Here is a 16,165-nt window from a genome sequence, read left to right as displayed (position 1 = left end):
TCTTCTCAGGAGGAAAACGACCAGAGCCTCGCCTCATATTGACCACCTCGGGCAAAGCCCCGAGGGGTCAAAAGCGTTCACTCGAAACGGGCCTACGTATTCAACTTGAGAATTGTCCAGCCGGCGAGGGGGTCGCGACATTGTGGTTCAACACGAGTTGGAACCAAGCGCATCGGTATTTCTTGCAATTGAACGAGTCGTACGGGTCGACCGCGAATATCCTGGATCATTCTCTGCCTTTGGACCCGGTGATACCGTTCGTGAACAACGGCGTCAGCGGGAACTACACGCTACGATACGAGGGCGTCGTCGAGACGGATGTCTGCAATGAATTCCACTCCATCGTCGTGCCGGGCCTCATCAACGTCCCCCATTGTGATTACGAGGCGGACGCGAGTGCCTTGAGTGATTTCGATTTCGAGTTCTCATTAGCGGAGGATAGAGTCGTGTTCGAGCGAACGCTCGGTCCCATAGGCATCGGGATCGCGAATCACCGCGAAGACCTGGTGCTTGAAGGCATCCTCGTGTGCGCCGAGACTTGCGTACTAGTGCCGATCGACCAGTGTCCCAACTCGAACGACATCAATGTGGGGTCGTTGGCATGCCACGTCAATCTGGACGCGCCGGACGGCCCGTGGCGGGAGGAGGACCTGGAGCAGGAGGTGGTTTGGCCCCCTGGCGGGACAAAGACCATCCAATGGCCTCACCGGGTGAGCGTCTGGGATCCGCTCTACCTCTCCTCGCCATCGGAGGCACATTATGTCGAGGTCTGGCATTGGGGACGCTATTGTGCGGATGGCCCCTTGGGGACCGAGAGTTGCGCCTTCGAGTAGCCCCGAAGTTAGGAATCGGGATTCTGGGGAAAACCGCAACCGGAGGTGCTGGCGCACTTTGGTGGTCTTTCCGTGATTCTTATCACGACCATCGGCCATCCGCCCCCATGACCCTCGCGGCCGTCGCCTTCGACCTCGACGCGACCCTCATCGATTTCGTCCGCTTCAAGCGCGTCTCGTCCGAGGAGGCCGCGCGTGCGATGGTCGATGCGGGGCTTCCCATGGCGGTCGAGGAGGCAGAACAGAAGCTCATCGACACCTATTACGAGGTGGGCATCGACTCTGATACGGCCTTCAACGAATTCCTTCAGCGCGCGATGGGGCGCGTCGACGAACGTATCCTTGCAGCCGGGATCGAGGGTTATCTTCGGACCAAGCGGGCCCTCGTCGCGCCATATCCCGGGACCGGAAAGACGCTCCTTGAACTCATCAAGAAAGGCCTCCGCCTCGCGATCATCACAGATGCCCCGGGCCTCAAAGCCCGCCAGCGACTCTACTCTATGGGCCTTGCCGATTATTTCGACACCGTCATCACGATGACGGAATTTCCAACCGGTAAGGCCGATGAGAAACCGTTCCTGCATCTTGCGGAAAAGTTCGGCGTGAAGCCCGGTGAGGTCGCGATGGTGGGCGACAATCCACCGCGAGACGTGACGCCCGCGAAGAAGGCGGGATTGAAGACCGTGCTCGCGGAGTACGGTTATCGCACCTGGAAGACGCCGCCGAAGCTGGAGGTGGAACCCGATGCTCGTATACTCGACATCAAGGAGCTGCCGGGCGTGCTAGCGGCTTGGACGCGATAGAAAACGGCGCGCGCTCAAGTGGCCTCTCTTCGCGTTCGCCAAGCGTGATCGCCGTATTGGAACCGGATTCGATCATGGAGGCTCCAAGGCTCGGACTCTCAGGAGCCAAGGCGGGGCAGACGCCCACGAGTAGCGTCGTGTTGACCGTTGTCGGAGGCTCGCGCCTCATCGTTCCCTGCTCGTACGCGTAGGCGTAGCCTAGAAGCCGCGCCTCGCTCCAGGCAGGGCCGAAGAAGCTCAAACCCTGCGGCCTCGTGCCGTTGTAGCCCGCAGGAACGACGATCGTCGGATATCCCGCGGCCGCACCGAGTCCCGTGTAAGGTGCGTTCGGCCCGATGAGGGCGTCGAGATTGTCCCGCGCGAACATGTCGTCGGCGACCTTGCGACTCGCCGCTATCACGGGTATCGCGGCGACATCCGCGAGCGGGCCGACGCCGGGGTTCGCGTCCGAGGCGATAAGCAAGTCCTGCCCGTACTTCACCTTGTCCGGGTGCTCTTGGTTGAAGAGGATGATCTCGCTGAGGTCCTTCACCGGGAGTCCCGGGCCTGCCTGTTTGGCGAGGTAGTCGTTGATGCCGAACTTGAACTCGTTGGGGATGAGGCCGATCTCGAGGATGCTCAACGAGTCGAGGTCGTTGTTCGGTTGGATCGGGATGACTTCCGCGCCGAGTCGCCGCAGGTCATCGAGCGCTCGAAGGAAGAGCGCGCCGCCCGAGTTCGCGTCGTAGCCGAGGCGGACACCTGTGAGTGCATCGGCATGTAGCCCCATCGTGTAGTCGCGGTTTGACGGAAGGTGATCGGCGCTCGAAGCCGTTGCCGGGTCGAGGTCGTCCGGGCCGGCGATCGCCCCTAGGACTACGGCGACGTCGGCGACGTTTCGCCCCATCGGTCCCGGCGTATCGAAGTTGGCGGCAAGCGGGATGACGCCTGCCCGGCTCACGAGGCCGAGCGTCGGTTTCACGCCGACCAGACTGTTCGCGTTGCTTGGACTCAGGATGCTTCCCGATGTCTCGGTCCCGATGGTAACGGTCGCAAACGCCATTGACCCTGCGACGCCGGAGCCCGAACTCGAACCGCTCGGGTCACCGCCGGTGTAGGCGTTCACCACCTGGCCGCCGAGCGAACTGTAGCCGCTCGGCATATTCAGGGAGACCCAGTTGGCGAACTCGGAGAGTTGCGTCTTTCCCAGGATGATGGCGCCCGCATCTCGCAGCCGTTTCGTCAGCGTCGCGTCCTGTGGCGGCATGTTCTGTTCGAGCGCGATGGAGCCCGCCGTCGTGGCCTGGTCCCTCGTTCCGACGTTATCCTTGAGGAGGATGGGGATGCCGTGCATGGGGCTGCGCGTGGTTCCATTTGCGCGTTCGGCGTCGAGGGCGGCCGCGTACGAGGCCGCGGTCGGGCTGATCCCTTGTATCGAATTGAGTTTGGGACCGCTCTCGTCGAATGCGAGGAAACGGGCAACGTACGCGTCGACCAGCTGCGCGCTCGTGATCTCGCCCGCCGCAAGTGCGGATTGGAGCCCCGCCACGGTCGCATAGTTGAGATCGATTCCGTTCAAGTCCGCGATGCAATCCGTGGCGACCGATGGCATCGAAAGAGGCGACACGTCCGAGTCAAGCGTCTCAGGCGCGCTGATGCAGCCCGACGTGACAAGCAGCAGGGCCAATCCTACAATGCCTCGTGGCCGGCCTCTTACCATCGTGTTTCCCCCAACAGGCGAGGTCCTGTCTGGAAATATCAAGCTTGCCGTTGCCAGCTATCCCATCCGCCCTGCCTGCCATCACATCGACGGGCCGTTCGCCTCATACGGCGTCCGGAATCAACTTTAAGGTTCAACCCGCCGATACGTCCGCCGAGAGGAGGCGACAGTATGAGCAGGATTCTCATCGCAGCAGTCACACTAGGAATGGTAGCTTCGGGCTTTTCGAACATCACAAGCGCGGACCATGGAGGCACGCACCCAGACCCCACGTGTCCAGATGGCTGGACGCTCGACGCGTTCAGCTCAACAGGCGCGGCCCTCATCCGTCTCGATCCGGCGGGGGCGGTAAGCCTCGCGAAGGGGACCATCAAGAATGGCAACGACGGCGGCGTGAGCGGCATCGCCGTCAACGAAGAAGGCGTTCCGAATAATACCGCGTTGGTGAAGTTCGATCAAGGCGCCGGGACTACGAAAGTCTGCCGCGGGCCGGAGCAGGAAACGAGCGGCCACGACGAGGTCCAGTGGGTCGGCTGCTTCATCACTCCCGACGGCCAGACGACTTGCCAACCTATGAGTGAGCAGCAGTGTCAGAAGCTTCGGCCCCCGGTCGGCTTCTGCCAAGGACAGCAACTCGTCCACATCGTTGATACCTACGTCGTCCCGATCGAGATGGTCGCGATGGAACTGCAAGGCGTCGTCCACGTTGGCAAGAACAGCACGCGTCCGTCGATTCCCATAAGAGAGCTCACGATCCTTATCGCCCTCAAAATTAGGGAGAGCCCGACCCTGCCCTCCATGGGCCAGGTGGTCGGCACGCGCGTTTCGACGCCCTCCGGCGACCAGTATCAGCTCGACAGCTTCTTCGACATCTTCTACGAACTCTCATTCGACACCGATATGCACGATCCAGTCACTGGGCAGAAGATGTTTTTCCCTGGCAATTTTAGGGGCACGAACTGTGTCACGGACGCCGACGGCAAGCCGGTGCAAGGGAAATGTCAAGCCTTCCGGGTCGAAGCACACTTTGCCCCCGGCACGACGCTGCCGCCGCACAGCGACAATGACCAACCCTACCAGCACCCCGTGGGAAACCACAGCGTCATCTGGAGCACCGACGGGCTAGAACTAGGCTCGATCGTTTCGGGCTGTCACAAGCCCTACCAGACTGCGTTCCCATTGGGGCACCGTATCTGCACGCTATTCTCGGGAACGGAGAGCAGCGTGCCGGGTACGGCCGACACCTGCCTCCAGAACGACGTCGAGATCGGCGTTGTGGACTTGTCGAACCCCCCGCACACGATATCCGGGGTCGGCGTAGTGACGAGCGGTCCGCTCACGCTTTCGCCGTGGGATTCTTCAGACCCCGACATGTGGGTGTCTAGCGCATCCACGACAAGCATCCCGTGCGCTGACGTAGGAGTCTCCCTGTCCGCCTCCTACACGGACGGGGATTCAAGCCCGACGGTCGTACAGAACTGGAGACAGCACGCGTAAGACAAAACGCAAATCCGCGTCAAACGCGGCGCGAACCGTTCGCCAGTTGCTCCTTGAGCGCAGCCGACGGCTCCTCGAAGACGTCGTCCATCATCGTGTCAAGGGCGGGAAGCGCGGCTTTCTCCCCCTGCGGTATTGCTACGTCGATCTCCGCGTCGATTTGCGACTTCTCCGCCGCTTCCCATTTGGCGTCGTAGAGGCCCTTCCACTCAAGATAGGAGCGCAGGCGTTTTATCGGGTCACGGGATTTCCAGAACTCTACATCGACGGAGTCGCGGTATCGCGTCGGATCGTCGCTCGTCGAGTGGCCGAGCATCCGGTAGGTGACAGCCTCGATGAATGTCGGCCCCTCCCCACGCCGCGCGCGGTCAGCGGCGAGTTTCGTCGCGTAATACACGGCAAGAGCGTCGTTGCCGTCGACTCGGTAACCGGGCATGCCGTAGGCGCGCGCCTTTATCGCATACGTCTCCGACGCGGTCTGCATTGACGTCGGGACCGAGATTGCCCACTGGTTGTTCTGGCAGATGAACACGACCGGCAGCGTGTAGACGGCAGCCCAATTCAGGGAAATATGCGAGTCGCCTTCGCTGGTGGCGCCGTCCCCCAGGTACGCGGCGGCGATCGTCTTGTCGCCACGGATCTTTGCGGCGTGGCTCATCCCGACCGCATGCGGGAGTTGAGTGCCGATGCAACTCGACCACGAGACGACGTTGTAGTCGCGGTCCGAGTAGTGGCAAGGCATCGATCGGCCTTTGGCGGGATCGTCGAGCGTGCCGAAGAGGTTCCCGAGCCATTTTTTCAACGGATAGCCGCGATAAAGAAGTGTTCCGCCTTGTCGAAGCGCAGGAAAGATCCAGTCGGATGGGTCGAGCGCGGCGGCACTTGCGATCGGTGTCGCCTCCTCCCCGGTTGTCGCTCCGTAGAATCCGATGCGGCCCTGGCGCTGGAGGTTCATCATCCGCTCGTCGATCATCCGTTGGAAGACCATGGTGCGGTAGACGTGGAGGAGCGAGTCGCGTGATAGTTTCGGCTCGAAACGGGAAGGCACCTCGCCTTTTGGTCCGATCAACTGGAAAAGATGCGTGTCGTCCGGCTCGAGGCTCGCGGGCGCATTGTAGCCGGCATCCTCCTTCCTAACCATCGCCATCACCTTGACCCGGGAGTGCCGGTCACTTATTCACCTGGTGGATCGCTTTGCCGAGCGCCGCCTCGGCCGCTTCCATCAACGCCTCCGGAAGCGTCGGATGCGGGTGGACGGTGAGTGAAAGGTCCTCGGCCGTAGCACCCATCTCGATCGCGAGCGCGGCCTCGCTGATGAGGTCGGAGGCGTTCGCTCCGATGATGTGCACGCCTAGGACGACGCCCGTCGGCCTGTCGATGACTATCTTCACGAAGCCGTCCGCGTCGTTCGTCGTAAGGGCCCTTCCAGAAGCGGCGAACGGGAATTTCCCCGTCCTCGTTTCGTGCCCTTTCTCCTTGGCCTGCGCCTCGGTGAGGCCGCAGGAGGCGATCTCCGGGTCGGTGTAGACGACGGCCGGGATCGTCTGGAAGTCGTTTGCCGCCTTGTGACCGGCTATCGATTCAGCGGCGACCACCGCCTCCTTGGAGGCCTTGTGGGCTAGCATCGGGCCCGGGGCGACGTCGCCGATAGCGTAGATGTGCGAGACGTTGGTCCGCATCTGGTGGTCCACCGAGATGATGCCGCGCTTGTCCGCTTGGACGCCCGCCTTGTCGAGGCCGAGCCTGTCGGTGTTCGCGCGTCGTCCGACGGTCACAAGAACGTGGCTCGCCGGGATGTTGAGGGTCTCGCCGTCGGCCGTCTGCACCTTCACGTTCTTTCCGTCGAACTCTTTGGCTGCGGCCTTGAGATGGACCTCGATGCCCCTGCGTTTGAGGAGCCGTCCGTAGGTCGTCGCCAGTTCCGTGTCCATCCCAGGGACGATCTGGTCCATGAGTTCGACGACGGTCACCTTCGCGCCGAGGCTGTGATAGAGAGTGCCCATTTCGAGGCCGATGGCACCGCCGCCTATGACGACGAGCGATTGCGGGATCTCGCGAAGTTCCAGGGCCTCTGTGCTCGTGAGGACGCGCTTGCCGTCGAACTTGAACCCGGGGATCTCGATCGGCCGCGAGCCCGTGGCGACAATGAATGCGTCGGCCTGGATCGTCTCTGTGGAGGCCCCGGTCACTTGGAGCTCGTTCGGGCCTGTGAACCTCGCTTCGCCCTTGACCACCTCGACGTTATTCGCTTTGAGAAGTTGCGAGATGCCGCCGGTGAGTTTCTCGACGACTCCGGCCTTCCACTTCTGGAGTGCGGCCATGTCGACCCTCACCGGCCCCACGACGAGGCCGATCTCCTGCGCGTGTTCCATCCGGCGCTTCTCCCGTGCCGCGTGGATGAGTGCCTTCGACGGGATGCAGCCGACGTTGAGGCAGACGCCGCCCACGCGGTCGCGCTCGATCACGGCGACTTTTTTTCCGAGTTGGCCGAGGCGTATGGCGGCCACGTAGCCTCCGGGGCCTGCGCCGATGACGACGGCGTCGAATTTTCGTGTCATTTTGGATCGAGACCTTCTTTTCTGCCCGTTGTCGTCGGATAAAACCGGACGGTATTTAACGGTGGGGGTGGCGACGCGATGCGGGATGGACGCAACGCGCGTGCCGCCACGGAAGATCGCGCGGAAAAGAATTCATTGGAAATGAAGAGGTCTCTTGATTTCTTGGCCAGCGGCAAGCGGCCCCTCGACGATTTTCTCATCGCTCCACACGGGTTTTCCAGACATGCTCCACGCGCGTTGCGTCCCCATGAGATGCCGACCCGGTCGCTTGTTGGGTGCCATCGGTAAAACAGGCCGTTGAGATGTGGCGACTCATACGGATTCCTTATGATAAAAGGTATTTTCACATCGCCGCACTTCTCTTGCCCGGTTTCCGCGCTGTGGCCCCTGCGGGGGAGGCGCGGATGGAGAGGGGCAACGTGGTTGGAAAGCAGCGGTTAGCAGCGGTATGCATAGTTCTTGTACTACTTTCGCCGGCCTTTGTCACGGTCGCGGCGGTCAGAATCCCGGATGCGCCGACCGGACCGCATCTTGCCAAGGCCCGTGGCCTCATGGTGACTGACCCCCGAGGCGACGAATATGGGCCCGTGGCGATCGCAAACTCCCACGCGCGCTCCGGGTCCGATTATTCCCGTGCCGCCGGCCATTTCGGCCTCTATGCCGGGACTAGCGCGGCCGCGGTCCTCGCTGAGGCAAAGTCCGAGGTCCTCACGAAGACCACCCGCGCCTCATCGCAAGTGACGGGCCTAACGGTTCTCGGCAGCGTCGTCACCGCCGCCCAGGTCGGGGCCACCGTCACGTTCCTCCCGAACGGGAGTTGGACGCTGCAAGGTTCGGGCGTCCAAGGCCTCTCCGTCCTCGGCACACCCCTCGGGTCCTTCCGCCAGAGCGCGGAGATCGAGGTCGGCGGCGTCCTCGTGCGGATCTTGGAGACGTCTCAAGAGGCGGCCGGTTGTGTCCGCGTCAAGGGGTTGCAGGTCATCACCTCGGATGGTTGGAAAGTGGTCGCCGGCGACTCGACGGCATGCCCATCGCCCGCGGCCGAACCGCGCACCCGTGGGTCGGCGTTCGCGGAAGGCGGCGTCGAAGGCACCACGCTGCCTTTGAGCCCCTACTCCGACACGGTCGGCGTACGTGCCGTCCTCACCTGGAAAGGCGAGGCCCAGAGCGAATCGCACATCATCGCGCCGTTGCCTCTTGGCGGCCACTCGAACGTGTCGATCGTCGAGGAGCGGGCTATCATCGGTCGTGACGTCTACGCGAAGGCCCACGTCACCGTGGAACCATTCTCCATCCCGGACGTCCTCGAACTCGCGGCCCGTGTCGAGGGCGACGCATACGCCCATTCGAACAGGACGAGTTCGGACAGCACGGCCGTCCTCGACCAGATCCGTCTTTTCGCGGGCGGCGAGCAGCTCATCGTGGATTCGGCCGACCCGGTCACCGTGAACCTCTTGAGCGATCCGCGGGATCCCACCACGGAGTACGGTTTCGTCCACATCGGCGAGGCCTTCAACACCGCCGGCGCCGACCCCTCGACCGGGGAGAACGTCGCGACCGCCACCATCGACGTGATGCAGATAGTGCTGCACGGCGACCGGCTTCCCGCACCTGTCCCGGGCGACGTCCGCATCCGCCTCGGCTTTGCCTACGTCGAGGCGCGCGCTCCGGGCATCCCGAACATGACGCTGAAAGCGGTCGCCACGCCGGCGATCACGCGGGCGGGCCTTCCGGTCACCTTCGATTACCGGGTGTCGAACACGGGCGCGGCCCCCGTCGACGACCTGCGGCTCACCGATTCGCGCGCGGGAAACGTCCCCGGTTGCGCCCTTCATAGCCTTGCCTACCGCCAATTCGTCGCCTGCTCGCAAACGCGCGTCGTCGACGACCTGGACGATGGCGGCGTGCCGGCGACCGCGTCCGGTTTCGGACCGGAAGGGGAGCCCGTTTCCGCGAGCGCCGTGGCGGCGCTCGAGATAATCCACCCATCGCTCGACGTGGACGTGGAAGCGTCCCCTGCGCGTGTGCACGAGGGGGAGGAGACGACGTTCTCCTTCACGGTGTCGAACACGGGCGATTCACCGCTCGTCGACGTGGAAGTCGACGACGTGACGCTCGGCCTTATCGGAAGCGTCCCCTCGATCCTTCCCGGCGAGAGCGCGACGCTTTTTGCCACGGCCTCGCCGACGGTCACGCACCTTTACGCATCGCGCGGCCGCGGCCTTGACGAGACAGGGCTTCCCGTCTCGGACGATGACACGACCATCGTCACGCTCATCCATCCGGCGATAGGCGTCTTGGTGGACGCGCCGTCGATCGTCCATTTGGCCGAGCCTCTCGCCGTCTCCTACGCCGTCCTGAACCTTGGCGACGTGCCGTTGTATTCGATCTCATTGCGCGATCCCTTCACCGGCGCGTCCTTCGTCGTGGACGAACTTCCAGTGGGCGCCATCGTCCCCTTCGAGACGTCGACCACCGCGCCCGACGCATCGTTCCTTCTCGCCCCGCACGCACTGGGACAAGACGACACGGGCTTCGAGGTCGAGGCCCGCGCCGAGAGGGCTGTTCGCGTCATCGATTCGGGGATGGCCTTGGCGATGGGGGCGACACCCGCGATCATCCGCGACGGTGGGGAAGTCGTCTGGGATTATGCCATGACGAACACGGGCGACAACCAGATCGTCGAAATGACCCTCTCCGACAGGTCGGCGGGAGTCCTCGTCGACGGTCTCGCCCTTGGGCCCGCCGAGAGCGTGACGCTGGAGCGTAGCGAGACCGCGACCGTCGACACGACCGCGACCGCGGACGTCGTCGGCATCGACGAGGCCGGTTCGCCCGTGGCTGCGTCGGATTCGGCCGCCGTCCGCGTCATCCACCCGAGCCTCTGGGTGCGCTCGGAACCGTCGGCAAGCGCCGTGAGGGGCGGGTCCGACGTGACGATCACCTACACGATCGCAAACCTCGGTGACGCCGTCGTAGACGGCATCGCCGTGGAGGATGACGTTTTCGGCCACGTCGGCGACGTCACGTCGCTACCCGTGGGCGGTTCGGCGACTTTCACCATCGAACGCGCCGTGACGGCCGACATCGAAGGGGTCGCGACGGCCGGCGGCTTGGACGAATTGGGGCTCCCGGTCGAAGCGAGCGGGACGTATGCCATCGATGTACAGAACCCGTCCATATCCCTCTTGAAGCGGGCGGACGCCGAGTCGGTGACGCGGGGAAGCGACGTCACCTACGAGTTCATCGCGACAAACGACGGCGACGCCGACCTTGAGATGATACGCGTCGACGATGACCACGTGGGCGCAGTCGGGGCGGTCGAACGCCTCGCGCCTGGCGAGAGCGTCGTCTTCACGGTCACGCTCCCCTTGACAGCCACCACCCAGAACGTCGCCATCGCGACGGCGGGCGACGGGCTGGGCGGATTCGTCTCTTCCACCGATACGGCGTTGGTCGTAGTGGTGGAGTTGCCCCCGGTCGCCGATTTCACATTCGCCCCATCGTCCACGACGCCAGGGGTGCCCGTGAGCTTCACGGACCGGTCAAGCGATCCGGATGGAACGATCGTCGCATGGTACTGGGACTTCGGCGACGCTGGCACCGCCGCGGAGCCTGATCCAGTGCATTCGTACGCCTCGACCGGCGAGTACCTCGTGACGCTTGTCGTGACGGACAACGACGGGCACAGTGCGGCCGCCTCGTCTACGCTCACCGTCGATGAGGTCCCCCCGCCGCCGAACGCGCCGCCGACGGCCGCCTTCTCCAGTTCACCCGGCACGGGCGAGGTCGGCTCGGGCGTCCTTTTCACGGACGAATCGAGCGACCCAGATGGCACGATCGTCTCGTGGCAATGGGATTTCGGCGACGGCTCCACGAGCTTCGACCCCGATCCGACGCACGTGTTCGCCGCCGCCGGCGAGTACACGGTGACTCTCACCGTAACGGACGACCAGGGATCGAGCGCCTCGACCTCGAAGACGATAGGCATCGTGTCGCCCCCGCCGCCACCGAACGCAGCGCCGCTCGCCGACTTCGACGCGTCGCCCACACCGGCGACCACGGGCGTTCCAGTGGATTTCACGGACCTTTCGGCCGACTCCGACGGCATCATCGTCTCATGGTCATGGGACTTCGGTGACGGCGCGTCAAGCGCTGCGGAGGACCCGACGCACGCGTACGCGTCTTCTGGGACTTTCATTGTGACGTTGACCGTGATGGATGACGATGGCGCGACGGCCTCCGCTTCGCAGACCGTCACGGTGGAGGAACCAGCGCCTGCGCCGAACGTGCCGCCGATCGCGGATTTCACGGCGTCGCCACAATCCGCCATCGTTGGCGCAAGCATATCCTTCAGCGACATGTCGAGCGACACTGACGGCACTATCGTGAGCTGGCAGTGGGACTTCGGCGACGGTGTCACGAGCGGCGAGATGGATCCGACGCACGCCTTCTCCCTTCCGGGTAGCTTCACGGTCACTTTGACCGTCACCGACGACGATGGGGCGAGCGCCACCACCTCCCGCGTGGTCAGCATCACCAACGAAGATGACGACACCTGCGACGTTTCCGAAGAGTGCGGCGGGCCGCTGCCGACGGAGCCCATCGATTGGAGCGGAAACGCCCCGACGAGCACCGTATCGATCCTTGGCAAGGGTGCGACGACGATCAAGGCCGGGGAGCGAAAAGGCCTGTCGGTCGTCCTCACGAACTCCGGCATCAACTCCCGCATCTACGGCCTTGCGGTATCGTTCGCGCAGCAAGCGCCCGAGCGCGTCGCTCTCGACCCCGAAGCGCCCGCCGCAGTGAGGCTCACCGCCGGCGACGGCCGCGTCTTGTTCGAAGGACCGGTCTCGCCGCGTTCGTCCACGGGCCCGTTCGCCCGCTTCGATGCGACGGGGGAGCACGTCTACGAGATGGAGACGTTCCGTCTGCCGCCCGAAGTCTACCTCGAACCTGGAGGAAGACTCGAAGTGACCGTCGAGATCGTAGGTGGAAACGCTCCCGGAACGGGCCGCATAGTTGCGTTCCTGCCGTCGACGACCGACGCGGCCGGAGACGCCGAGGCGCGGGCGTGGGACGGCCTCAACGACTTCACGAACATGTTCCCGTCGCGAGGCGGCTGGTACCCGCTCCACAACAGTTTCGTGGGTTGGGACGACGGGCTCTCATCGGGGCGCGTGTGGAAGCAGTACTCGTGGCAGCCGAAGCTCACGCTCGACGCGTTCTCGAAGGTGGACTTGGCCGTAACGAGGAAGTGAGAGGTCTCGCCTTCGTCACGCTTGGTCAGGGCGGGGCGTCTCAGGCGCTTCCGCCAGTTTCCAACATCTCGAGGAACCGCTTCGCCGGTTCGTACCCTGGGTTGAGCTCGAGCGCCTTCAGGAAAGACCTCTTCGCTCTCTCCTTGTCGCCCTTCATCATGTACACGCGGCCGAGGTTCGTGTGCGGGAAGAACGGCGATTCGTACCGTGCAGCCCCAAGGGCGCGCTCGAACCACGTTATGGCCTCCTCCGGGCGGCCGAGTTCGATGAGGTAGGCTCCGATGTCGTTGTAGGGGTTCCCGAACTCCGGGTCCGTCGCTATCGCGAGGTGGCAATCCTCGATCGCGGTGTCGTAGTCGCCGCCGAAGCTCGCCGTCCACCCGCGGAACGTGTAGCCTTCCGCCGTGGCGACGGTCTTCAACGAGGCCGTGTAGCATTCGGTCGCGTTCGCCGCGTCGCCCGTCACTTGGAATATGTGGCCCATGTGGAAGGCACCACGCGCAACGCGCGCCCTCGTGGGATCCGCCTTCGCTATGCCGCGCGCGACGAGTCCTTTCCATATCGTCTTCTCCGTCACCTCGTTGAACTCGCGCGAGCCCTCCGTCTTCACGGTGTCGCTCCAGGCCTCGCGAAGGAGCTCCTCGAGGCGCCAAAGGTAGGAGAGAGTCCGGTCGTTCCCGGCGGCGCCGCGCCAGCGCGACGACGGTTGGGGCGGGGGGAAGCCGCTTGCGCCGAAGCGGAGTTCCGCCCAATCGTCGCCGCTACGAAGGACGCGCAGGAACTCCACGGTGGGTGCTTGGGATTGCGCGTGTCCCGTCGGAGGTCTTGCGTTTGCGGCTATCGGCCCCGTAGCCTCGGCGCGGCCACGGTCTCCCGTCTCGGGCGCGCGTTGCGTCCACGTCCCCCTGATACCCGAAGTCGTTCGCAAGGGCGCAAGCAGGATTCCCATGTCGTTTAGGGCCTTCCGCGGCAACGTGGTCGGGACCGCCGGGTTTGTGACGATTATCCGGTCGAATGCGGCCTCACCCGGGTCGAACGTCGGGAGTACGCTCGCGTTCGTGATCCCAAGCGCGTCGAGGTTCTTCTGGGTCCTTTCGCGGATCGCCGGGTTCTCCTCGACGACGGAGACACGGCCGCGCCGGAGCATCCTCGCCGCGAGGGCCGCGATGTAACCCGAACGTCCACCGCAGACGAGGAGATCGAGATTGTTCGAAAGCTCCACCGACTCGAGCAAAATCGCCACGAGGCGGGGACTCATAGTGGTCGCGATGACCTCGCCGTTCTCGTAGAACGGCACCGGCGCGTCGACGTAGAGGAGAGTGGAATATGCCTCCGAGAGGAACGGCTCCATCGAGACGGAACGGAAGGCTTTCTCCAGCGCCGGGTTCGTGAGGAACTGGTTACGCTTGAGGTTCGCAACCAGTGCACTTGCGTCGCTTGCGTTCTCCGTCGTCATTCGCTTCCCCGGTGAGGCGTCGGTCCGGGCACGCCGTCGCAGGAACCACTGCCCCGATTGGGGCTGGTCCGGGCGCGCCCTTGAAGGATCCGATTCCCGATGGGGAGATGGTGGGGCCGCGTCCTTGAAGGTTTTGAAACGCGCTCCCCATGGGCGAGAGCCCGGTTGGCGTCGCGAGGAGGGATTAAGCCGATTCCCGCCTTTCCCCGACAGGGAAGGTCGGAAAACGATGACTTGGACTTATTCGGAGGAGTACTACAAGAATTACACGCGAGACACGTGGAACGAGAGCGCAAGCCGCTACGACCCGATAAAACGTAACCTCGACAAGTTCAACGCCGATCTCCTCAAAGCGGCCACCCCGAAACCCGGCGACCACGTCCTCGATGTTGCCACGGGCACAGGTGAACCGGCGCTATCGCTGGGGTCCATCGTCGGTCCGAAAGGCCGCGTCTTGGGAGTCGATCTCGCCGCCAAGATGGTGGAGATCGCCCGCTCTCAAGCGACGAAACTCGGCCTCTCGAACGTGGACTTCAAAGTCATGGATGCCGAGAACCTGACGCTAAAGGACGAAACCATGGATCTTGCCGTATCCCGCTTCGGGTTGCAGATCGTCACCGACCCGGAGAAGACCATGAAGGAGATGTACCGCGTCTTGAAGCCTGGAGGCCGCTTCGCCGCCACCGTCTGGGGCCCGGGCGAGCGCGTCCCCGCCATCCATGTCATCGTCGGCCCGATGCTCGAATACGCTGAACCCGACGAGACCGGTTACCTCCCGACGCCCTACGAGATGGGCGGACCCGGCGAACTCGCGAAAATCTTGAAAGACACGGGCTTCAAGGACGCGCACGAATCCCGCATCACCCACGACTGGACGGTAAAAGACGAGGCCGAGTACTTCGAGGCAGTCCTCAAGGGGACCCCTATCGGGCACTCGCTTTCGGAGGAGGAGCCCAAGGTCCAGAAGGCGGTCATGGAGAGGACCACCGCGAACCTTCAGAAGTGGAAGACGCGGAGTGGAATCGTGCTGCCGGCCGAGGCGGTCGTTGTGGCGGCGAGGAAATAGCCGCGAACGAAGCATGCGAACGCTATGATGGGATGTCCGCATCGAGTGCCGCGACCTACGGTCCGGCCAAGCCGTTAGGCGACGCAAGCCATGGGTCAAAGAGCGTCCCCGAGGGTCCCGTCAAGACATCGCCCGTGCCCGGTCCGATTCCACTCGGTCCCGACGCGTCTCCCCACCAGTTGTTGCGAAGGTCCAGCGAAGCGGTCGTGCAGGCACAGATCCCATAGACCGAGTTCCCCGCGACGTTATTGCCCGTGTACGTGTGCGTCACCGCCGTGCCACCGGCCCGGATGCCGCCACCAGAGTTGTTCGACACGATGTTGTCTGAGACGTTGAGGCCGCTGCCGCCGGAGACATAGACGCCGATCCCAGTGCTGTTCGTGACGAGGTTGTGGGAGATGGTGACGTTGGAGTAGGAGCCTATGAATGAAATTCCTTTGGACGTGGTTCCAGAAATCGTATTTCGTGATGCTCGTATATTGCCGCCGCCGATGGCGATTCCGGTCGTCGAGGAATCAACCTGATTCTCCTCCACGACGAGGCCCGGTCCGTCGGTCACGGATATTCCGGTACTGCATCCAGTGGCGTGGTTCCCCGCTACCCGGTGGTTGGTCCCGTAGGCCGTGAAGCCGACCATGAATCCGGTCCCGAGGCAGACGGCCGTGGAATTCTTGATGACGTTGCCCGTGCCGCCTTCCATTTGGATTCCGAGGCGGATGAATCCGTTCGTGGGAATCTGGACGAAGACGTTTTCGATAACAACGTTTGAGGCCGCCGAAATCCGGATTTGGGCATCGTTGAAATTCTTGACAGTCACATTCCGTATTATCAAAGGCGCCGTCGTCGCTTCGACGTAGATTCCTCCGCGGCGATTGCCCGTGAAGTCGTTAAGTGTCGTGTAACTCGCTAATCCGACCCGCCTTGTAACTCTAAAACCGACCCCCCTGGCCGGCGGCGACCGTATCGCCGCCGGACCTTGAAAACCTTCTCCC

The 16,165-nt window shown here is 63.5% G+C and carries 10 protein-coding genes; 5 read left to right on the top strand and 5 right to left on the bottom strand.

Annotated elements, in window-relative coordinates:
- The first annotated feature begins 182 nt into the window (after window positions 1-182).
- Window positions 183-833, top strand: a complete 651-nt coding sequence (locus HY556_07470; GenBank protein MBI4393617.1) for a hypothetical protein — start codon at window positions 183-185, stop codon at window positions 831-833.
- 107 nt (window positions 834-940) lie between these two features.
- The gene (locus HY556_07465; protein MBI4393616.1) at window positions 941-1,636 is read left to right on the top strand and encodes an HAD-IA family hydrolase; all 696 of its coding nucleotides are present in this window, start codon (window positions 941-943) and stop codon (window positions 1,634-1,636) included.
- On the opposite strand, the gene HY556_07460 is transcribed toward HY556_07465, so the two are convergent.
- Complete coding sequence (locus tag HY556_07460) at window positions 1,596-3,302, bottom strand: amidase (protein MBI4393615.1); 1,707 nt, start codon at window positions 3,300-3,302, stop codon at window positions 1,596-1,598. The genes HY556_07465 and HY556_07460 overlap by 41 nt on opposite strands.
- A gap of 204 nt (window positions 3,303-3,506) precedes the next feature.
- On the opposite strand from HY556_07460, the gene HY556_07455 reads away from it, so the two are divergent.
- Window positions 3,507-4,832: a hypothetical protein gene (locus HY556_07455; GenBank protein MBI4393614.1), complete on the top strand. Its 1,326-nt coding sequence runs from the start codon at window positions 3,507-3,509 to the stop codon at window positions 4,830-4,832.
- A 19-nt stretch (window positions 4,833-4,851) separates the two neighbouring features.
- On the opposite strand, the gene HY556_07450 is transcribed toward HY556_07455, so the two are convergent.
- Window positions 4,852-5,973, bottom strand: a complete 1,122-nt coding sequence (locus tag HY556_07450) for a 3-methyl-2-oxobutanoate dehydrogenase (GenBank protein ID MBI4393613.1) — start codon at window positions 5,971-5,973, stop codon at window positions 4,852-4,854.
- A 28-nt stretch (window positions 5,974-6,001) separates the two neighbouring features.
- The gene (gene lpdA / locus HY556_07445) at window positions 6,002-7,390 is read right to left on the bottom strand and encodes a dihydrolipoyl dehydrogenase (protein ID MBI4393612.1); all 1,389 of its coding nucleotides are present in this window, start codon (window positions 7,388-7,390) and stop codon (window positions 6,002-6,004) included.
- Between the two features lie 404 nt (window positions 7,391-7,794).
- Between lpdA and HY556_07440 the strand changes: the two genes are divergently transcribed.
- Entirely contained in the window at window positions 7,795-12,651 is a 4,857-nt protein-coding gene (locus HY556_07440) for a PKD domain-containing protein (GenBank protein ID MBI4393611.1), read from the top strand.
- 40 nt (window positions 12,652-12,691) lie between these two features.
- On the opposite strand, the gene HY556_07435 is transcribed toward HY556_07440, so the two are convergent.
- The gene (locus HY556_07435; GenBank protein ID MBI4393610.1) at window positions 12,692-14,107 is read right to left on the bottom strand and encodes a tetratricopeptide repeat protein; all 1,416 of its coding nucleotides are present in this window, start codon (window positions 14,105-14,107) and stop codon (window positions 12,692-12,694) included.
- A gap of 229 nt (window positions 14,108-14,336) precedes the next feature.
- On the opposite strand from HY556_07435, the gene HY556_07430 reads away from it, so the two are divergent.
- Complete coding sequence (locus tag HY556_07430) at window positions 14,337-15,173, top strand: class I SAM-dependent methyltransferase (GenBank protein ID MBI4393609.1); 837 nt, start codon at window positions 14,337-14,339, stop codon at window positions 15,171-15,173.
- Window positions 15,174-15,228: 55 nt separating this feature from the next.
- On the opposite strand, the gene HY556_07425 is transcribed toward HY556_07430, so the two are convergent.
- Window positions 15,229-15,990 (bottom strand): right-handed parallel beta-helix repeat-containing protein, encoded by a 762-nt coding sequence (locus HY556_07425; GenBank protein ID MBI4393608.1) that lies wholly within the window; start codon window positions 15,988-15,990, stop codon window positions 15,229-15,231.
- Window positions 15,991-16,165: the final 175 nt, after the last annotated feature.

The organism is Euryarchaeota archaeon, from assembly GCA_016207515.1.
GTDB lineage: Archaea > Thermoplasmatota > SW-10-69-26 > JACQPN01 > JACQPN01 > JACQPN01.
The sequence above is the reverse complement of the archived record's forward strand: the minus strand, read 5'-3'. Positions and strand labels throughout refer to the sequence as shown.